The 19,929-nt window shown below is 68.2% G+C and carries 19 protein-coding genes and 2 pseudogenes; 17 read left to right on the top strand and 4 right to left on the bottom strand.

The window, feature by feature from the left end:
• Nucleotides 1-138: 138 nt before the first annotated feature.
• From ACWCQS_RS27410 to ACWCQS_RS27400, 3 genes and pseudogenes are all read right to left on the bottom strand, one after another.
• Nucleotides 139-224, bottom strand: a pseudogene (locus tag ACWCQS_RS27410) (NUDIX hydrolase); the annotation flags it as partial.
• 454 nt (nt 225-678) lie between these two features.
• The gene (locus tag ACWCQS_RS27405; protein WP_451006911.1) at nt 679-996 is read right to left on the bottom strand and encodes a hypothetical protein; all 318 of its coding nucleotides are present in this window, start codon (nt 994-996) and stop codon (nt 679-681) included.
• Between the two features lie 271 nt (nt 997-1,267).
• On the bottom strand, nt 1,268-1,915 hold the full coding sequence (locus ACWCQS_RS27400; protein WP_451006910.1) for a hypothetical protein: 648 nt from the start codon (nt 1,913-1,915) through the stop codon (nt 1,268-1,270).
• Nucleotides 1,916-2,269: 354 nt separating this feature from the next.
• On the opposite strand from ACWCQS_RS27400, the gene ACWCQS_RS27395 reads away from it, so the two are divergent.
• The 14 genes and pseudogenes from ACWCQS_RS27395 to ACWCQS_RS27330 all read left to right on the top strand — a co-directional run bounded on the left by ACWCQS_RS27395 (nt 2,270) and on the right by ACWCQS_RS27330 (nt 14,964).
• Nucleotides 2,270-2,647 (top strand): hypothetical protein, encoded by a 378-nt coding sequence (locus ACWCQS_RS27395; protein WP_451006909.1) that lies wholly within the window; start codon nt 2,270-2,272, stop codon nt 2,645-2,647.
• Nucleotides 2,637-3,068 carry a DUF6093 family protein gene (locus tag ACWCQS_RS27390; protein WP_451006908.1) on the top strand — a complete coding sequence of 144 codons (432 nt, stop codon included), beginning with the start codon at nt 2,637-2,639 and terminating at the stop codon, nt 3,066-3,068. Before ACWCQS_RS27395 ends, ACWCQS_RS27390 begins: the two co-directional genes overlap by 11 nt.
• A complete protein-coding gene (locus ACWCQS_RS27385; RefSeq protein ID WP_451006907.1) occupies nt 3,068-3,496 on the top strand; it encodes an HK97 gp10 family phage protein in 429 nt (142 codons plus the stop codon). Before ACWCQS_RS27390 ends, ACWCQS_RS27385 begins: the two co-directional genes overlap by 1 nt.
• Nucleotides 3,493-3,936, top strand: a complete 444-nt coding sequence (locus ACWCQS_RS27380; protein WP_451006906.1) for a hypothetical protein — start codon at nt 3,493-3,495, stop codon at nt 3,934-3,936. Before ACWCQS_RS27385 ends, ACWCQS_RS27380 begins: the two co-directional genes overlap by 4 nt.
• Nucleotides 3,937-4,065: 129 nt before the next feature.
• A complete protein-coding gene (locus ACWCQS_RS27375; protein WP_451006905.1) occupies nt 4,066-4,704 on the top strand; it encodes a phage tail tube protein in 639 nt (212 codons plus the stop codon).
• Between the two features lie 74 nt (nt 4,705-4,778).
• A complete protein-coding gene (locus ACWCQS_RS27370; protein WP_451006904.1) occupies nt 4,779-5,261 on the top strand; it encodes a hypothetical protein in 483 nt (160 codons plus the stop codon).
• Nucleotides 5,204-5,602, top strand: a complete 399-nt coding sequence (locus tag ACWCQS_RS27365) for a hypothetical protein (protein WP_451006903.1) — start codon at nt 5,204-5,206, stop codon at nt 5,600-5,602. The genes ACWCQS_RS27370 and ACWCQS_RS27365 overlap by 58 nt, the downstream gene beginning before the upstream one ends.
• A gap of 34 nt (nt 5,603-5,636) precedes the next feature.
• Nucleotides 5,637-9,905: a phage tail tape measure protein gene (locus ACWCQS_RS27360; RefSeq protein ID WP_451006902.1), complete on the top strand. Its 4,269-nt coding sequence runs from the start codon at nt 5,637-5,639 to the stop codon at nt 9,903-9,905.
• Nucleotides 9,905-10,861 (top strand): hypothetical protein, encoded by a 957-nt coding sequence (locus ACWCQS_RS27355; RefSeq protein ID WP_451006901.1) that lies wholly within the window; start codon nt 9,905-9,907, stop codon nt 10,859-10,861. The genes ACWCQS_RS27360 and ACWCQS_RS27355 overlap by 1 nt, the downstream gene beginning before the upstream one ends.
• 13 nt (nt 10,862-10,874) lie before the next feature.
• Nucleotides 10,875-11,801: a hypothetical protein gene (locus tag ACWCQS_RS27350; RefSeq protein ID WP_451006900.1), complete on the top strand. Its 927-nt coding sequence runs from the start codon at nt 10,875-10,877 to the stop codon at nt 11,799-11,801.
• A gap of 2 nt (nt 11,802-11,803) precedes the next feature.
• Nucleotides 11,804-12,907, top strand: a complete 1,104-nt coding sequence (locus tag ACWCQS_RS27345; RefSeq protein ID WP_451006899.1) for a hypothetical protein — start codon at nt 11,804-11,806, stop codon at nt 12,905-12,907.
• Entirely contained in the window at nt 12,908-13,345 is a 438-nt protein-coding gene (locus ACWCQS_RS27340) for a hypothetical protein (protein WP_451006898.1), read from the top strand. It begins immediately after the preceding gene.
• Between the two features lie 146 nt (nt 13,346-13,491).
• Nucleotides 13,492-14,382 (top strand): annotated as a pseudogene (locus tag ACWCQS_RS27335) (peptidoglycan-binding protein); the annotation flags it as partial.
• A 336-nt stretch (nt 14,383-14,718) separates the two neighbouring features.
• The gene (locus tag ACWCQS_RS27330; RefSeq protein WP_451006897.1) at nt 14,719-14,964 is read left to right on the top strand and encodes a hypothetical protein; all 246 of its coding nucleotides are present in this window, start codon (nt 14,719-14,721) and stop codon (nt 14,962-14,964) included.
• A 192-nt stretch (nt 14,965-15,156) separates the two neighbouring features.
• On the opposite strand, the gene ACWCQS_RS27325 is transcribed toward ACWCQS_RS27330, so the two are convergent.
• Nucleotides 15,157-16,275 carry a DUF4062 domain-containing protein gene (locus ACWCQS_RS27325; RefSeq protein WP_451006896.1) on the bottom strand — a complete coding sequence of 373 codons (1,119 nt, stop codon included), beginning with the start codon at nt 16,273-16,275 and terminating at the stop codon, nt 15,157-15,159.
• Nucleotides 16,276-16,355: 80 nt separating this feature from the next.
• Between ACWCQS_RS27325 and ACWCQS_RS27320 the strand changes: the two genes are divergently transcribed.
• From ACWCQS_RS27320 to ACWCQS_RS27310, 3 genes are all read left to right on the top strand, one after another.
• A complete protein-coding gene (locus ACWCQS_RS27320) occupies nt 16,356-16,808 on the top strand; it encodes a hypothetical protein (protein WP_359586453.1) in 453 nt (150 codons plus the stop codon).
• 340 nt (nt 16,809-17,148) lie between these two features.
• Nucleotides 17,149-17,505: a trypco2 family protein gene (locus ACWCQS_RS27315; RefSeq protein WP_275560767.1), complete on the top strand. Its 357-nt coding sequence runs from the start codon at nt 17,149-17,151 to the stop codon at nt 17,503-17,505.
• Nucleotides 17,502-19,916, top strand: coding sequence for an NACHT domain-containing protein (locus tag ACWCQS_RS27310; protein ID WP_451006895.1), 2,415 nt, complete (start codon nt 17,502-17,504; stop codon nt 19,914-19,916). The genes ACWCQS_RS27315 and ACWCQS_RS27310 overlap by 4 nt, the downstream gene beginning before the upstream one ends.
• Nucleotides 19,917-19,929 lie beyond the last annotated feature (13 nt).

The raw sequence follows: 19,929 nt of genomic DNA, 5'->3' as shown, positions 1-19,929 counted from the left end.
GCCAGAGGTCCTGGAGCGGGTCGTGGGTCACGACCGCTCATGATCGTCGAGCTGGTGACCCTCCGTGGCTCTGGCACCAAATGTGATCCAGAACCAGAGTTCAGCCGCCGCCGACATCAGTGTCATGTCGACAACACTGTTTCGCTGCACAGCGCAGTGCACGCCCGTCTCATCCAGCGTCTCGCGGCCTGTCGCGGTCTCGGCCTGACTCCGGGCTTGATGACCCTGGTTATTAGGCGCAGCCGCCCCAGGCGTCGGCGTTTCGGCTATCCATCGCAACAGATGTGGTCCCATCGCTGGATCGGGTGAGCTAATGGCCGCTCGGAAGGAGTCAGATCTACCTCAACGCCCAGGCCACTGGCCTGCCCCTGGCGGTCGTCGAGCTTCGGACCTGGTTCACTTCCATCCGTCCGGCAGTAACTCAGGGTCTCGCATCAGAGCGGCACGGCTTCCGTGTGTGGCTGTCGTCCGGTGGCAAGAGGTGAGGTCAGGAACCGACAATATGAGGTGTCCCGGCGGGCTGGGCAACCTTGGCGCCTGCATCATCGACGCCCTCGCCGAGCTGACACACCCGATCTGAAACGCATGCAGCACCGACCCGACCTGCTCGACGGCTTCATCGCCGAGACCAGACACGCCCTGACGTCATCCCGCTGCGGGAACCTCAAGAATTGCTAATCAATTGGGCAACTTCAGCAGATCGAGGCGCGCCAGGGGATTCAACGAGACTCTGGAGATAAGTGGAGAATTATTCTGTAGATTGCCTTGGCTGATATCAAGGATGAGCAAGCCGAGCCAAGTGAGCAGCAATGCGCCGGCGGCAGCTTTAGTGCGTCTGGGAGATCTGAGAACGACCGGAATGGTCGAAATTACAAAATACCCCAAGACGGGTACGACGGCGAGGTTGTGATAATTATTTGCTACAGTCTGCAACCTTCCTGATTGATTCATCGAATGAATCTGAAGCGTCAGTGCCGAGAGGGTACAAGAAGTCAAGGTCGCAGCGTGCCAAATTCGAGACCGATACAGCGACCCAGAGGGGTTACTCCTGCGAAGCTCTGCGGAGACTACAGCCAGCTCGCAGCCAATAAGGATGTCCCCGGGAAGGCTTGCCCGCGAGTAGTCGTAAAATCGCCCCTCCCATACAACCCGAAGCAGCCCAACCATACCTGCACTGGCGACAACTACTAGGACCAGGACTACGCTGGGGCGCAGTCTTCGAAGCAGCCAAACACTCAAAGCCCCTCCCTCTCTGGCGTGACGGACACTATGAACGACTAGCGTCCCACCTCCTCTCTTCCGATCTAGCCGTCTCGCATGCCATCATGCGGAGCTTCTTCAGGTAGGGACTATCCGGGTCATTGGCAAATCTCATCATCATCACCGCTGCCGCAATATTCACGGCAATCATGAGAATGTAAAAGGAGGCGAGCAGCCAGAAAACGACCGCATTCGCATTTGCCTTGTAGGCGATGTAGCAAGTGTAGGCCGTGAAGCCTACAACGATGATGACGTGAGAGACGAAAGTCAGGACCGTTAGAACGGCGAATGGCCACAAGCTCGACTTCCATCCGGCAAATAGCCCTTGATGTAGTGTGGTGAATCCCGGGAAATTTACCTTTCGGTTCCAAGGCTTATTAGAGAGGTGAGCCTCAAGATACATTAGGTAGCTCTGCCTGACCCGGGATGCCGCATACTGGAAAGTGACGTACCCGGTCAGAATGAGCAACGGGAAAGGCGCAGCCATTAATAGCTCTGGCTGCAGTTTTGTCTGTCTTTGCTGATCGGCAAGGTATGCGACCGCTGCAGCGAAGTAGGCAAGAGTTCCCGTAGTCACTGCAATGATCAGAGCAGCGGTGTTCTGCTCATCATGGCGCTCAGACTCGTAGACCAGTCTGAGATTCTCGTCTGCCATGCTGCCCTACCTCTCGCCGAGTCACTTAGATTCTGCATGAGAGACAGGGGGTCTTCTAGAAAAGTTTGCCATTCGGGTCAAGCGGCTTACATAAGGTGCTTCTGAAGGTCTCGCGGCGGGGGACACTCAGGGCGTGGCGGTATCCCGGACTCGGTCAGGGCGGGCGAGCCTAGAGAGGGTGATGGCGCCCCCAGTCCGCAGAGCCGCGTCAAGCGTGATGAGTGGGACGAACCTTCTCCAAATGATGTATGGGCGGCAAGGTGATCTTTTGAGCTGACCTTGCTGCAGGCAGGCAGCCTTACGCCGTGGCCAGGAGCGTCCTGGCTGTCCGACAGCCCTTCTAGCGTCGTCCGAATGGATCAAACGACCGACACGGACAGCCCCCGGCGCGTTGAGATCACTGCGCGGGGCGGTCGAGCCGACATCGAGATTGACGGCACCGAGGTAGACCCGGGCGCCCTCAAGGTGTACTCCGTCAACCACTTCGCTGGGGAATGGCCCGAGGTCCTGCTGCACGTTGCCGACCGAGGAGACATCCGCTGGTCCGGGATGGCCCGTGTCGCTGTGGTCGACCATGCAGACCCCGGCACGGCAGCGGCAGCCTTCCTCGACGCCATTGACCCGGAAGCCCTGGAGCGCGCGGCTCTGTCCCGCCCCGACCTGGGCACCGAGCCGTACTCGCTGACGAAGGCGATGCTCACCCAGCTCGGAGAGTGGGCTCGTGGCCTTTGACGTGGAAGGCGCCCGCCGGGTCGTCGGCCGCGTCCTGGACGACAAACTGGAAGTGTGGCGTGACGGCGCTGGCCGTACGGACGATGTGCTGGACGAGACCACGGGCAGGTTGGTGCCGCCCGCGCCGGACGAGGAGCTGGTCTGGGATGGGCTCGGCGCGGTGATGCCGCTCGGCCGGCCGGCCATCACGCAGCCGGTGGGTGGATCGGTTGCAGTCGAGCCGCCGACCACCGACTACCAGGCCGTACTACCCGTCGACGCTCCGGTGCTGCGCCGCGACGACGTGATCCGGGTGGCCGAATCTATCCGTCCCGGAGGCCCCCGCGATCCGCAGTTGGTCGGCCGCCGCTTTCGCGTATCCGACGAAGCGGTGGGCACCTACAGCGTCGTGCGCATCGTCCGTGTCCAGGTGATTGACTGATGGCCGCTGCGAACCTGCACCTGAATGCGCACCCGGACGCCGCGGCGTTCCGTGATCCGATCGCGCTGGCCGCGGCGCTGGCTCGAATGGGTCCGGCCGCTCGTGCCCGCACACGGACGATCACGCGGCATCACGCCATGCTCCTCCGCGTCCGCATCCAGCGGAACGCGTCCGGCAGGCCGGGGCCGAACGTGATCACCGGGCAGTACCGCGCCTCCTGGGACGTGAGGATGCGGACCAGCGGCGGGGAGGTCACCGCCGAGGTCTTCTCCGACGCCCCACAGGCTAGGCGGCTGGAGCACGGCTTCGTCGGCGTGGACTCTCTCGGGAGGCACTACCGGCAGCCGCCCTTCCCCCACGTCGAGCCCGCGTTCCGGCAGACCGAGCCTGCGTTCATTCAAGCCCTGACCGACGGAGTGCTGCCGTGACCGCCCGCCTTCCCGTGACCCGGGCGCTCGCCGCGCTCGTCGAGCAGGCCACCGGCCGCCCGTGCGGCATCGGTGAACTCCCACGCGTGCAGGGCAAGTCCGGCTGGGAGCTCGCACCCGCCCCGTACACGATCCTCGACTTGCTGCCTGCCGAGTTCGACGGGCCGCCGCTGTGGGACTGGCACGCGGACGCGGCGTGGAGCTACCAGGTCACCTCGGTCGGGGAACGGGCCGACCAAGTCCAGTGGCTAGCTGACCGCGTACGCGCCGGCGTCGTCGGCCGGACCGACGGCCGCTGGACCCACGACCTGCGCATTTCCCAAGCTCATGTCATCGACCGGGAGTTGACGTACGACGCCGCAGGGGAGCCCTCCGTGTCGGCGGCAGGCGCTATCGTGTCCTACGTGCAGCGGGTCACGATCACCGTGACGCCTGCATGAAGAAGCATTTTCTGATCCTCACCGCGGAGGCCCGCGCGGACGCTAGGCCCCAGGCCAGGCGAACCCCCTTTGAACCTCAAGGGGCAGGGCCTCGGCACGGGACGCTGCCCCAGAAGTGGGAGCGGACCTGTGTCCACCAGCACCAAGAAGACCCAGACCCGATTTCTGCGGCGCGGCATCTCCAAGATCCTCTGGTCCAAGGATCTGGGCGACCCCAAGTACCCCAGCCGCCGCGAGATCAACAGCGCCTTCGGCCTGACCGGCGCCGTCTCGGACATCGAGGGCTGGGCGCTGGAGAACGACCCCATCGAGACGCCCGACATGGGCTCGACCTTCAACTCCTCGATCCCGGGCAACGACAAGGCCGAGAACAGCTCGCTGACGTTCTACGAGGACCGGTTCTCGGACGCGATCGAGCAGCAGCTCCCCAAGGGGGCTAAGGGCTACGTCATCTTGCTCCGCAAGGGCGACCTGCCCGGCAGCCGCTCGGTCGACGTGTTCCCCGTGCAGGTCGCCACCCGCGCCGCGACCTACTCCACCGGCAATGAGGCCGCCAAGTTCAAGGTGGACTTCACCATCACCGACGAGCCGTCGCTGGACCGCCCGGTACCGCAGGCGCATCCCCACCCGCTGCCGGACGACGACTTCGACGAGCACGGTCACGGCCACCACGACCACGATGGTGAGCAGGTCGACGTGACCGTGGTCAGCACCACGAAGACCAAGACCGAGACGACGGTCCGCGAGCACGACGCCGACGAGGGCTGACCATGTCGCGCCCCACACAGCCCAAACACCCGTCCCCCTCGGCCAGCCCGGGGGAGGGGGCATGGGCGGCCAAGATGGAACGCCTCCGCCGCCGGGCCCGGCCGCAGAACCGGCTCCGCGTCTGCGACGACGACGAACTGCGCCAGCGGTACGACGATGCCGAGCAGACCGCCCGCCGCGCCCGGTTCGTCGCCGAAGCCAACCCAGGAGACGAGTTGGCCGCACACCAGGCCGCCGAAGCCGACACCGCGCGGGAGAAGGCCCTGGCGACTCTGGATGCCGCCTCGGACTTCCTGACCTTCCGCGCACTGCCACGCCCGGTGCTGGAGGAGCTGATCGCCCAGCACTCGCCGACCGAGCAGCAGGCGGAGGAAGGGGCGATCTTCAACGCCGACACCTTCCCCGCCGCCCTGGTCGCCGCCGCCTCCGTGGACGGCATGAGCCGCGACGAGGCCGAGGAGCTGCTGAACGGCTGGTCGGCACCGGACGCGAACGCCCTGTGGGACGCGGCCTGGCAGGTCCAACAGGAAAGCCGGGTCGAGCTGGGAAAAGGCTGAGCCGCGACGCCGGCCTGCGCGCCGAGCTGGAGCTGTGCGAGAAGTTCGGCATACCGCACTCGCAGTTCCTCGGAGGCGACGGCCGCTGGACCGACCTCGACCGAGCCAAGGCGTTGGCCTGGGCCGAGTGGCAGCGGTCGGTGTGCCCGGAGTGCCATACCCGGCTGGAGGAGTGGGACCGCGAACGCGGCGGTGACCCCCACGCCTACGTCACCGACACGCTGCGCTGCCCCGGCTGCGAGCTGATCGAGCAGGAACGCGACCACGTCCCCCAGGACCGGTCCGGCTACGGCGTGAAGATCCAGCTCCTCCCGCGCGAGCAGTACCAGCCGCGCCCCTGATCCACCCCCGCACGATGTAAGGAGGCCGCCCGCGGTGGCCGGGTTCACCCTCACGGTCGCGATGCGCGCCGAGGTCCGCGACCTGATCGCGGGAACCCGTGCTGCCTCCGCACAGATGCGGACCCTGGGGGAGCGGACCGACGCCGCGCACCGGTCCCTGGCCCGGCTGGACACCAACGGGGCGCGGCTCGCTGCGCAGTTCGCCGCGCTGAATCGTTCCTCCCGCGCGGCCGTCGGGGAGCTGAACCGGATCACTACCCGCGCCGCCGCAGCCCGCACGGCCCTGCGCACGGCGGGCGAGGATGGGGCACGGTCGATGTCCCGGCTTCAGCGGGCGACCGCTGGTGCCGGGCGGCGCGGCCTGTCCGCCACGAACATGCTCGCCGGCGGCGCCCTCATCCTCGGTACCGGGCAGATCATCGAGGAGGGCAACCGCTACCAGCGGCAGATGAACCTCTTCCGTGCGGTGACCGGCGCGACCGCCGCACAGATGAAAAGGGCGGCCGTGGTCGCCCAGGAGCTCGGCGACGACCTGACGCTGCCCACCACGACGTCGGTGGACGCCGCCGAGGGCATGGTCGAGCTGAGCAAGGCGGGCTTCCGCGCGGACCAGTCGATCGACGCCGTACGCGCCTCGCTCCAGCTCGCCGCGGCGGCAGACGTCAACGCCGCCACGTCGGCCAAGTACTTGGGCGACATCATGGATCAGTACGGTCTCGGTGCTGATCAGGCGGCCAAGGCGTCCGACACCCTCGCCGCCACCGCCAACAGCGCCTCCGGGTCCATCACCGACATCTACTACTCGATGCGGTACGCGGGCCCGGTCGCGCACGCGCTCGGCGTCAGCCTCCAAGACACCGCCGCGGCGGTCGGCATGCTCGGCAAGAGCGGCATCCTCGGCCAGACCGCCGGCACGAGCCTGCGCGGGATCTTCGCCAACCTCGCCGCGCCGACACCCCAGATGCGGGGTGCCCTGAAGGACCTGGGGATCGAAGCATTCGACACCCAGGGGCGCTTCAGGGGCCTGCGCACCGTGATCGACGGCTTGTCGAAGGCCGAACGCACCATGTCCCAGCAGGACTTCGCGGCCGCGGTCACCCGCGCGTTCGGCAAGCCCGCGCTCAGCGGCGCGGTGGCGCTCGCACACCAGGGAACCGAGACCTTCGACGCCCTGTCAATGGCCGTACGACAGACCGGGGCCGCGGCGTCCATCACCGCCTCCCGCGGCCAGGGCCTGACCGGTGCGATGACGCAGCTGCGCACCCAGGCCCGGCAGACGGGCATCGCCCTGTACGAGGGGATGGCACCCGGCCTGGAGTGGGTGACCCGTCTGCTCACCCGCGGCATGGCCGGGGCCACGCCGTACCTGACCACGGCCCTCAGCTACGGCCGGGACCTCGCCACACTGTACGGGCCGGACCTAAAGGCGAGGACCGAGGCCGGACTGGGCGGGCTCATCGAGGAAGCCCGGCAACTGGTCGGCCCGCTCAAGGAGATCGGCGAGCACTCCCTGGCCACCGGTCTCAATCTGCTGATCAACGCGGGAAGCACCCTCGGCGATGTGCTGTCCAACGCCGCCGACGGTGCTGAGCCGCTGTTGAAGGCCGTCGCGGGCCTGGGTCAGGAGGGCGGCGCGGCGGCCGGCACGCTCGACATCGTCGCGACCGTCGCCAACGCCGCAATGGACGCAGTCTCCGGACTGTCCCTGGTCCTCGTCCCGATCGGGCATGTCGTCGGCGGCCTCGTCACGGCGTTCGGCGCCCTCCCGGCCCCCATCCAGTCGGCCGCGCTGGCGATGCTCCTATTCCGCCGGGCGCAGCCTGCCCTGACGAACCTGGCCGCCACCGTCAGCGGGCCGGTCCGCTCCGGTATCCGGGCGTTTAACGACGAGATGCGCGTGCAGCAGTCCTTGGCCGCCACGTCCGGCGTCGCCCTGTCCCGGTACGGCGCCGCCTGGGCAGCGGTCCAGGCCCGCATCGGGTTCCTCGGCAACATGACGGCTGCGTTCCGCAGCGCGAACGGCGCCGGTGTCACCTTCACCGGCACCCTCAATGGGATCGGCCGGGCGGCAGGATCGGGGCTGCGCTCTGCTCTCGGCGGCGTGACCAATGCCCTCGGCGGCCCGTTCGGTGTCGTCATGGCGGGCGTGTCGGTCGGCCTCGGGCTACTTGCGGCACGCCAGCAGAAGGCCGCGCAGGCCGCCGCTGAACACCAGCAGCGCATCTCTTCGCTCACCTCCGCGCTGCGCGAGTCCGGCGGACAGATCGACAGCAACGTCCGCCAGCATGCGGCCCAGGCCCTGCTGGACACCAAGACCGAGCAAGGCCAGCTCACGAAGGTCATGGAGCAGGCCGGCGTGCCCCTGGCCACCCTGACCGACGCCTACCTCGGGCAGGGCACATCCCTGGACGCCCTGCAAAAGCAGCTGCAGGCGACCGCCGACAAGCACAAGATCTGGAAGGACGTCGCCGGTGGCAAGGCGACCTTGCGGGACTACTCGGACGTCGGGCAGCGGTACAAGGACGCCGCCGACGCGCTCGGCAGCGTCAAGGGCGAGATGGCCGATGCGGTCAAGAACGCCAAGGAACTCGCCAATGCAGCGAAGGGCGCCGGGGACGGCACCTCCGCGTACGACCGGCTGAAGGCGGCCGTCGGCGGCCTGGCCGACGAGACGGCGGATGCCGACACCCGCACGCGTTCGCTGAAGTCGGCGCTCGACCTGCTGTCGGGCGGACAGATCTCTCTCCAGGCCGCCAAGGCAAAGGTGAACAGCGCCGTCCTTGATCTGCAGGAGGGGAGTAAGAACGTCAACCGCGGGCAGGGCTACGGCGGCAAGCAGCTCGTCAACGAGGACAAGACCCTCAACACCACCACGCGCAACGGTCAGCAGCTGTACACCCAGCTCACCGCCCTGTCCGACGCGGCGGCCGACGCCTCGGTGGCGACGTTCGACCTGGCCAAGCGCAACGGCGAGACGCTGCCCGCGGCGCTCGCGAAGGCCCGTGAACAGATGAGCCGCGCCCGCGCCGAGGCGATCAAGGCCGCCCAGGGCTACGGCCTGACCAAGGCCCAGGCCGAAGGCGTCGCGGACAGCCTCGGCCTGCTGCCGTCGAAGGTGTCGCTGCTGCTTCAGACCAAGGGTATGGACTCCACTCTGGCGAACCTGATCGCTGTCCAGGCCGAGTTCCACCGTCTGCCGACGCAGCGGACGATCAAGGTTGACTCCCTCAGCGACGGCGCGCAGAAGAAGCTGCGCGACCTCGGGTTCACCGTGAAGACCGTACCGGGCACCCGCCAGATCAAGATCACGGCGCCGACCGCGGCGGTGAAGAAGAACCTAGACACCCTGATCGACAAGCTCGGCCGCACGCCCAGCAGTAAGAAGGTCACCGTCTCCGCGCCGACCGCTGCGGCGATCAAGAGCCTGCAGGCCGTCCAAGCCAAGATCCGCGCCACGCCGGGCGCGAAGTACGTCATCGTGCAGGCGCCGACGGACGAGGCGCGCAAGCAGTTGCAGGCGCTCGGCTTCCGGATCGAGAAGGTGCCCGGGTTGAAGAACGTCAAGGTCATCGTGCCGACCAGCGGTCCGCGCAAGGCAGCGGACGCCATCCAGCAGCGCATCGACGCCTTGCGCGGCAAGGAGGTGACGGTCACCACCCGGCACGTCTCGATCTTCAGCCAGCTCGCCGAGCAGAACACCAACATCGCGGACGCCATCGAGAAGCAGGCCGAGGCACAGGCCCGCGCCGCCAAGCGGCATGCCGACGGCGCGGTGGTCGACTACTTCGCCGACGGCGGGCTCACCGGCGGCCAGCGCCGCGAGCGGCACGTCGCGCAGATCGCCCCGGCCGGCAGCTACCGCATCTGGGGTGAGCGGGAGACCGGTGGGGAGGCCTACGTGCCTTTGGCCGACTCCAAGCGCGAGCGCAGCAAGGCGATCGTGGAGGAAGTCGTTGACCGCTTCGGCGGCCAGGTCGAGTGGTACGCCAACGGCGGCATCCGCGGCACCCGTAGCCGCGACTACACGCCGATGCTCGCCAGCTCCTTCAAACAAGCGCGCAGCGTCGAAGCTATCGCCGGTGTCGTGCGCTCCTTCGACATCCGCACCAGCAGCGACCGCGCCCGCACCCGCGTGGTCGACGCCCGCGCCGGCGGCCGGGTTCAGGTCGTCGTCGTGCGCGAGCAGCAGCCGCTGATCGGCTCCATGCCCATCAGCGTCACCGACAGCGCCGCCACCCCTGAGCAGATCGGCAACGAGATGATGCGCACCCTGCGCAACGCGCAGCGAGGCGGGAGAGTGTGATGACCACAGCACCGAACAAGCACAGCCGCCCCGAACTGGCCCCGTGGCAGTACGAGATCGGCGGCGTCGTCCTCGGCACCGGCACCTACGTCCCGGTCGGCAACGTCGAAGGGCTCGGGTCGCCCGCCACCCGGCCGCAGGACGCCGACAACGCCAACAGCGACGGCACCACCCCGGGCCGGGACTTCTACGGCCCCCGCTCCCTGCGCTTCGAGGCTGGCATCAAGACGCCCGGCGACCCGGTGAAGGCTGCCGACATCCTTGCTCGGCTGGAGCGAGCCCTGGACACTCCAGACGCCCGCACCAGCCCAGACGGCCGCCACGTCCTGCGCGGACGGTGGCCAGGGCACGCCACCCGCCGCATGTACGGGCGACTTCGCCGTATGGAGGCGACCAGCACGGCCAACGCCGTGCACGGCTGGATCCCCCTGGACATCGAGTTCGTCGGCCTGGATGACCCGCGCTGGTACGACGACGAGCTGTCCAGGCTGACGCTCGGCCTCGACCAGGCGGCCCGCACAGACCGCGCTGACCGCACCGTCGACGAGGGGATGGGCCGCCCCGCCGCGTGCCGCCGGCCGCCCGAGTCGGAGCATCACCCGGCCGACGAGAGGCCCGGGTGGGTCACCAACCACGGCGACGTGCCCACTCACCCGAGCCTGCGCGTACACGGGCCGGTCACCAACCCGCGGATCTGGAACACCGCCACCCGCCGCGTCCTCGAACTCGGCCTGTCGCTACGCGAGGGCGAGTGGGTGGAGATGGAGACCCGACCCGGGACCTGCTGGGCCCTGCGCAACGGCACCGTCAATGTCGCCAACGACCTCAGCCCCGCCTCCCGTCTCGACCTGTTCACCCTCCCGCCCAGACGGTCCGAGATCGCCTGGAGCGCGAACGACCCGTCCGGCACCGCGCGCCTCGAGGTGGCGTGGCGGTCCGCGTACACCACCTTGTGAACGGAGAGCACTCGTGACGCTGCAACCCCCGATGATGGTGCGCGGGGCCGACCACTCCGCCCGCGCGATGCGCCTGATGATCCGCGACCTGGCCCGAGGCCGGCAGGGTGTCGCGGGTGGTGAGGACCTGAAGGTCCGCCCCCTGGAGACACCGGGCCCCGGCGTCCGCGTCGGCGACGGCTCCGCTCTCATCCACGGTGCCCGGCCGTGGCAAGGGGCCTACACCCAGTCCAACATCGGCGACGCCGTGGTCGACGTGCCGCCGACCGGGCCGGTCGCCCGCACCGACCTGCTCGTGCTGCGCATCGAGGACCCGGAGTTCGAAGGCGACCGCGACCCGCGCCGCCAGGAGATCGGCTACTTCCACCTCATCCAGAACATCGGCAAGCAGGACACCACTGCGCTGCGGGAGATGACGGCGATCCCGCTGGCCCGCCTCACCATCCCCCGGAACACCGCGACGATCACCGCCGAGATGATCAGCGACCTGCGACGGCTGGCCAACCCGCGCACCGAGCGCACGCTGCGCACCGTGCACCCCGAGACCACGGAGAAGGTGCCGGGCAAGCACGGCCATTGGGCGGCATGGCCCAAGGATGCCGCCTGGGATCTCGACGTCCCCGCATGGGCGACGGAGGCCGCCATCGTCGTCACCCTGTCCGGCCTGCGTGCCGAGGCGGGGCCGGTCTACGCCGAGCTGCGCACGCGGCTGGGGGAGCGCGCCGCGAAGCCGACCGTCGTAGACGACGACGGGACAACCACCCGCCGCGCCAGTGTCACCCTGGCCGACACCCTCGCCGTGCCGCCGGCCTATCGGGGCACCCGCCAGCGCCTGGCCGTCGAGATCAACCAGAACGACAAGTACGGGGACGGGGACCTGACCGTCGCCAAGGGCACGACGGCCACCCTCGACGTCGCCTTCACGGAAGGACCCGTGTGAGGATGGCCGACTACCGCTACATCGTCGCGCGGGCCGCGACCGGCGATGTCCTGCACTGGAACCTGCCGCTGAGCGAAGTGGAGTACGGCCCGGAGATCTCCGGGCCCGGCTCGCTGAAAGCCTCCCTGCCGACCTCTTTTCGCCGCTCGCTCAGCGACACGCTCGACGCCGGCGACGCGGTGCTCCTCGTCGAGCGCAACGCCCGCCTGGACTGGGGCGGGCTGCTGTGGCGCGCCGAACCGGAGGGCAACACCCTGCCCATCGAAGCCTCCGGCTTCGGCAGCTACCTCCACCGGCGCTTCGACCTGCACGGCAACCTCGACGGCCGCGGCCCCTACATCGACGCCGACCCGTGCCAGGTCATCCGCGACGTGTGGGCCTACGCCCAGGCCCAGCCGGACGGCGACCTCGGCGTGGTCGTGGACGACACCAAGTCTCAGGCGAAGACCGGCACCGCGAAGGACCCGTACACCACCTCCAAGACCGACCCGCGCAACCTTGGCGACATGGTGGACGAGATGGCCGACATCCATGACGGCCTGGAGTGGTCGGAGACCGTGGCATGGCGCGGGCGGCGCGCCGAGCGGCGCATCATCCTTGGCGCACCCCGTCTCGGACAGCGCCGGGAGGACCTGACGTTCACCACCGGCGCCAACGTCGTCGGCGCGCCGCACGTCATCAAGGACGCCGACTCCTATGCCCAGTGGGTCATCGGGCTCGGCGCGGGTGAGGGCAAGAAGCGCAAGGTCGTCGTGGACGGCGCACGCAACGGACGCCTGCGCCTGGAGCACCGGATGGAGACGAGCGAGAAGGACGAGGCCAAGCTGAAGCGGCGCGCCCGCCGCGAGCGCCTGGCCCGTCAGGTCCTGCCCACGCTGACCGAACTGGAGATCATCGACCACCCGGCCGCCCCGATCGAGGCGCTGAGCATCGGCGACGACGTGCGTATTCGCCTGTTCGAGCCGCACACCGAGTTCGACGGCTGGTGCCGGATCGTCGGCTGGACCGTACGGCCCGGCGAGGGCGAGACCGCCGAGCGCGTGACGCTGAAGCTGGAGCGCACCAACAAGCCCGAGGACGAGACGGGCGAGGGAGAGGAGCAGTAGATGCCGGACACCATCGCCGCCCTCGGCCGCCGACTGGCCCGCCTGGAGAAGCGGGTCACCACCCTGGAACGTGCCAGCCGCGCGCCCTACCCGGAGTGGCACGACCTCCCCCTGACCGGCGACACCACTGTCCCGGACCCGGAGCAGCCGCCGCAGTTCCGCGCCAACCCCTGGGACACCACCGAGTTCTCCGGTCGCATCGGGCTGGCCGGCGGGCGGGCCACCGACGAACAGTTGGTCGCGCTGCTGCCCGAGGGCTACTGGCCGGAGGCACCGCGTACGGTCGACGTCGCCTCCGACGCGGCCCGCCGCAACCTCCAGCTCGACATCGCCCCCAAGGGCTTGGTGCGGCTGCGTGTGCAGGGCGGGGGCAGCGTCCGCGCGACCTGGGTCAGCCTCGACAGCACCTCGTTCCGGACCGACCACGATGAGGCTTGACCAGCGCGCGCCCCGGCCACCGGCCGGGCGCCGCCGGTAGCATGACGCCCGGGTGACCCTCCACCCGCTTCGCAACCCCGAGGGACCGGACCGCCACGGCGGCCACGGCCGACTGCCATCCGGCGCAGGGGAGAAGGACGAAGCGCGTGGCTACACCGCTGGGCGCGGACAGGTTCTTGTCCGTGCTGAAGGGCGCTGGGCTCGGCGTGGTCGAGCACGGCAACTGGCGCACCCACAACCGCAACACCCACGGCAACTGGGGCCCGGTCAACGGGGTCATGATCCACCACACCGGCCCGTACAGCTCCGAGAAGGACATGGTGGAGCTGTGCCGGACCGGCTACCAAGACCTGCCCGGCCCCCTGTGCCAGGGAGTGATCGACCGCTCCGGCACCGTGCATCTGATCGGCTACGGGCGCTGCAATCACGCCGGGATGGGCGACACCGACGTCCTGCTCGCCGTCATCGCGGAGAAGGCCACCCTCCCGCGCGACAACGAGGCCGACACCGACGGCAACCGGCACTTCTACGGCTTCGAGTGCATCAACACCGGCAGCCAGCCGTGGCCGGCCGCCCAGCTGGATGCCATGGCGCGCGCGGCTGCGGCGATCTGCCAAGCGCACGGCTGGAACGAGCACAGCGTCATCGGCCACAAGGAGTGGCAGCCGGGCAAGCCGGACCCGGGCGGCATCGACATGGACGACTTCCGTGCCCGCGTCGCCCGGCACCTCAAAGGCGGTGGCGACAAGCCGAAGCCGCACCCGAAGCCCACGCCACACCCCAAGCCCAAGCCGACGCCGAAGTACGCGGCGTACCCGGGTGCCCAGTTCTTCCGTGAGGGCCGCTCCTCGCCGCTGATCGCGGCGATGGCCAAGCGCCTGATCGCTGAAGGCTGCGACTCCTACGACACGCCACCCGGCCCGGTCTGGAATGAGGGGCACCGCCGCTCGTACGCCGCCTACCAGATCAAGCGCGGCTTCCACGGCGCCGACGCCAACGGCATCCCCGGGCCCGAGACCTGGGCGGACCTGCGCGTCTCGCACCAGGCCGGCACCACCGAACCGACCCCCACCACCCAGCACCAGGAGCACGACCCGATGCCGCAGTCCCTCGCCGACATCGCCGAGCGCACCCTTGCCACCTACCTCCAGGCGCTACTGGGCCTGATGGCCGCCTCCAGCACGACCGACATGGTCTCCCTGTCGGCGTGGCAGGCCGCGGCCGTCGCCTCGATACCCGCCGCGCTCAGCGCAATGAAGTCCACCCTCGGCACCGCCCTGGGCAGGCAGGGCACAGCCTCCTGGCTGCCGGCGAAGCACGACCCGGCCACCCCGAAGTACTGACTGTCTGTGACAAAGGGGAAGGAGGAGGCCGTGCCCGAGGGACAGGTCGCGCTGGCCCTGGCCGAGCTCCGGTCGGCGCTGGAGGTGGGGTTCGCACGCATCGACGGTCAGCTCGCGCTGCTGGTCCAGCGCAGCGACCAGACGGACAAGGCCCTTGAGGAGCTGGAGGAACGGGTGAGTGCCCTGGAGAATACGCGGTGGCCGCTGCCGACCATCGCCGTGCTGGCCAGCGTCACCGCGGTGGTGCTCACCGTCTTCAGCCTGGCTCGCGGTTGAGAGGAACCCCTCTGCCATCAAACGGTGTTGTCCGACAGCGCGCATGGTGATGGCGCACTTGTTCCTGCAGTTGGGGTCATGGATACGACAGGCTTGCTCGTCACCGACTTGGAGGTGGACACCGTGCTGGCGGACCTGACGGTACCGCTGGCCGTCCGCACCGTGTGGCAACTAGAGCTCGCAGAAGGCCTCTTAGGGGGCTGAGGGGTGCTGTTTGATCAGGGCTCGCGACAGGATGCCAGCGACTTCCTCGGCACCCGCGTCCAGCGCGGCCTGGCTGGTGGACTCATCCGGTTCGGTTCGCAGCGTGAACGAGCGCATGTAGGCGCTGAGTTCAGCACGCGTACGTGACTGATGCGGGTTGAACCTGTCGACTTGGGTCAGCTTGGGGTTTGACACACCGATCGCCACGACGATCCGTTCGTGCTGGATCAGATCCAGTGCGCCGTTGAACCTCAGCAGGGAGGTGACTTGTTGGGGCAGCGCCTCGTGATCGAGGATGGAGCCCATGTTGTCTCGGGGGAGTGTGGCCCGCAGGGAGACCTGGCCCGACTTGTGCAAGCGAACTTCCACCAGTTCCCCAGGCCGAGGCGCATCCCACGTACGGGGCCGGCTGACGGGGATGCTGACGATTGCATGCTCGTGGGAACTGGACGACATCAGGGCAACATCGTTCTTGACTGCCCCGGTCCGGCGGATCCGGTCCGCCAGCGAGGTGCCCACCTCCTCCAGTTCCCTTGCCGAGTAGCTGGCGAACCCCACCGGAAAAACATGCAGTTCCAGCAGGGGAAGGCTGACGCCGCCTTCGACACCAGCCTCGTCGAGGCTCCAGCGTAGTGGAACGGGCTGCGCCAGGGGCGCGAAGGAGAGCGGGGACGGGCCTGACTCCAGTTCCTTGACCTTGCGCACCAATTTGGTCATCAGTTCGGCGGTGTCGTGGAACGAGTCACGGAACACCCCTGTGGGGTAGGCCTCCACGGTTCGGGCGAAATCCTGCTGGGTGTCCTCGAATGTGACGCCCAGCTTGCGATACACCCAGCGCGGCTTGCCCGCTGTTTTGGCCGCGATCCACTCATCGTGTGTTGCCGACTGCCCTGTCTCGCGGAATACGTGACCGTAGGACGGCCCGAGCAGGAAGACGCAGACATCCGCAGAGTCGAGAGCTGCCAGACACGCCTGCCGGCTGGGTGTGGTCTGCGCGGAGAAGTCCTCGAACAGGACCGGGGTGTGCCCCAGCGCGTGAATGAGTCCAGGCAGCGCGTCGCGCTCCTCTTCCAGTCCCTTGCGGACGCTGCTGATGAAGATTCTCACGCTACGGTGTCTCCACTGCTGAGGGGTTCGTAGAAGCGAACCGGATGACTGGCGAGTGCCGCGGATGCGGGGGGTTCTTCATGGCTGAGGTCTCGGAAGAGGCGATACGCGCCTACTGGAAGGAGCACCGGGAGCAGCTACGACAGTGTGAGACCCAACGCTCGGCACTGACCAACCTCCTGCTCGTCATCACGGCTGCCTTGAGTGCTCTCATTGTCCAGCAGAAGTTCTCGACGTACGTCATGCCTCTGTGCCTTTTCGTGGCGATGACCGGAGGGTATGGGGCGGTGGCAGTCTCCAAGTACTTCGAACGGGCTTCCTACCACCTCTCTCAGGCGCGGGCATTGACCAAGGACTTGGTGGAGCTGGGTGTGCTGGGCTCCGACGAAGGACTGGTACGTGCGAGAGCCGATCATTACCGTCGTTTTCCTCGGCTGCATCGCATTCGCCTTCATCGCCTGTGGGTGATTCTGCACCTTGCCATCGCCCTGTACGGACTGTGCCTCTTCAGTGTGTGTGTGGCCGTGGCCTGATGTTCGTCTGGAGGGCTGCCAACTGAGCCCGGCCTGCACATGATGCCGCCGACCGCACCGCCGCCAGAGTGCAAAGCCGGGTAGTTTGTCGCCTTCACCAACGTCGCCTGCACGCTCATCTGCCACCCCAGACTCACGAAACGAGTTAATGTCTTAACATCCGGTTTGGCTCAGCGGGCGGACCCGAGGAAGATCCTCGCGATGGAGGTCCGGCTGGGGTGGCCGTCTTCTCGTAGCGGCTGCCGATTACCTGACGAGTCCGAGATCGAGGCGCTACGCTCGGCCTTCGGGCGGTCACTCTCCGCCCGTGTTAACGCGCGACCGTGTGCACGGGGGAACGATGGGCCAGGATCTTGAAGGCGTCGAACTGGCGAAGGCCGTCCAGTCGTTGCGCGACGAACTGCTAGAAGCAGCGGCGCGGGGCGCCGATCAAGCGGTCCGCTTCGCGGTGGACTCCATCGAGTTGGAGTTCACGGTCGAGCTACGCAAGGACGTCAGGGGCAGGGCCGGCGTCAAGGCGTGGGTGGTCACCGCCGGAGCCGATCTGTCGCGCGGCCGGGTCGACACGCACCGGGTGAAGCTCATGCTGAGCCCCAAGGATGCGGCGACGGGACGCGCCCTGGAGATCGGCAACACCGACCGTGGCGGCACGGCCGGCTTCACACGAACCACGCAGCCATCGGGTGACGGGTCGTGAATCCGCACCACTCGCGTGTCGCGGCCGTCTTCGGCGCGCGGCAGGGCAGCGGCTACCTCCTTGGGCCACGGCTGGTACTTACGGCCGCGCACGTCGTGGGGGAGAAGGACACTGCCGAAGCAGTGGTGTTCGGCGGCGTTGGTGAGGCGATCTGCGATGTCGTGTGGAGACGCAAGGACGACGCATGCGACGCGGCACTGCTAGTGGCCCGTGCCCCTGTCGTGCCGGATGACGTGTCGGACAGATTCGCCCCGCTGCGCTGGGGCGAGCTGATTCGCCTCGACACCCAGGAGAACTGTCAGGCTATCGGCTTCCCTCTGGTCCAGCGCGACGAGCGGGGCAACCTCGACAGCGAGCAACTCTCGGGCCGGGTCAAGCCGGGGTCCTCGATCCTGGGCGGGCGGTACGTGCTGGAGAGCAGCGGCACCCCACCAGAGCCGACGCCGCACCGGTCGCCCTGGTCGGGCCTATCGGGGGCCGGTCTGTTCTGCCAGGGTGCCCTGATCGGCGTGGTCATCACAGCACCGACCGGCTGGCATAACGGGCGCGTGGAGGCGATACCGGTGCGGGTGATCGCCGACGATCCGGGATTCCGGGAGGCCCTCGGCAGGCACTGCGGCGCGGACGTCGCTGTGGAGGCCCTAGACGAACTGTCCGACCGGGAGCGCGAGGACCACGAGTTCGAGGTGCGGTACCGGGGTTATGTCGCGCACCGCTACGGTCAGGTCGAGACGATGGGCCACGGCTCAGCACTGGGCAGGATCGTATGGCCCCTCGACACTGCTTTCCTGGCCCTCGAACTTGCCGAGACGGCACTCCGCCGCAACCCCGACCGCTCCGCCGTTGAGGTGGCGACCGGCAAACGCGTGCAGGCCGCGCTGCAAGGACGAAGCCGGATCCTCCTCCAGGGCGCAGCCGGTTCCGGAAAGACCACGCTCATGCACTGGCTCGCGGTGCGGGCTGCCCAGGGGGATTTGCCTTCCGAACTGGGCCAGTTGCAGAACAGGGTGCCGTTCGTGGTCCCGCTGCGCGCCCTCACCGGTTCGCAAGGGCTTCCTCAAGTGGGGCGGTTGCTCGGCGAATTGCAGTATCCAGCGGCGGACAACCAGCCCGCCGGCTGGTTGACGCGGGTGTTGGACCGGGGGCGGGGCCTGCTCCTGGTCGACGGTATCGACGAGGTCCAGCACGACCAGCGCCCACGGGTGCGTTCCTGGCTGGAAGGGCTCCTCTCCCTCTACCCCGACACCGCTGTGGTGGCGACGTCGCGCCCGTCCGCCGTGCCGGGCGACTGGCTCGCCGGGTACGGCTTCACCGCCTTCAGCGTGCTGCCGATGAGCCCGGCGGACGTAGGCACCTTCATCGACCGCTGGTTCGCCGCCTTGCGGGAGAGCGAGGACTGGAGCTGGTTCAGTCACGAAGCGGTGGACTACCGCAGAGCCCTGCGGGCCGCGCTTGACACCAGGGCGTCTCTGATGGAGATGGCAGCGAATCCCCGCCTCTGTACGCTGATCTGCGCGGTGTGGCTGGAAAGGCGGGGGTACCTGCCCGACGACCCCATGTCGCTGCACCGAGCGGCCCTCAACCTCCTGCTCGGCCGACGCGACATACAACGTGCAATCGCCTCCACCGAGGGAATCACCCTGGGCCAGGAACCACAGGAGCATCTCCTCGGGGCCCTCGCGCTGTGGATGACCTTCAACGGGGCGACCGAGATCAGCAGGAGCCGTGCGTCCCGTATCGTCGCAGCGGACCTGGCCCAGCTCGACGTACACCCGGCGAAGGCGGAGTCGGCGCTGCGCCATCTGCTAATCCGCAGCGGAGTCCTGCGCGAGATGGACAGCACCATCACGTTTCAGCACAGCACCTTCCAGGACTTCTTCGCCGCCCACGCGCTTGTGGACAGGGGCCACTTCGGCTTCCTGATCAATCACGCGCACGACCCACAGTACGAAGACGTCGTGCGCATGGCCGTCGGCCACTGCCGCGAGCGCGAAGCCAGTCGGCTGCTGCTGGCGCTCGTCAAACGTGGTGACCGCGAGCCGGAACCCCGCACGCGGATCCACTTGCTGGCGACGGCCTCCCTTGAGTACGCGACGCGGGTCGACCCGGAGGTCCGCAAGGAAGTGCTTCGCCGAGCCGAGGCGCTCGTCCCGCCCCGTGACGACGCGGCGGCCAATGTACTGGCGGATGCAGGGGCGGCGGTACTCGACCTGCTACCTGGTCTGGACGGCCTCACTGTGGAGGAAGCGCGGGCTGTGGTCCTGACGGCCTGCAAGATCGGAGGGCCCGCTGCGGCGGCTGTCCTGGAACTCTTCCAAGGACATGCCGATCCCGCGGTGCGTGAGCGGGTGCGCTGGGGACGCAACCGCATCGGAGGGGCGCCGGGCGGTGCCGCGAACGGCAGGGCCTAGAAGCCCTGTCGTC

The organism is Streptomyces sp. NPDC002076, assembly GCF_053593835.1.
This window is presented reverse-complemented; position numbering and strand designations above follow the sequence as displayed.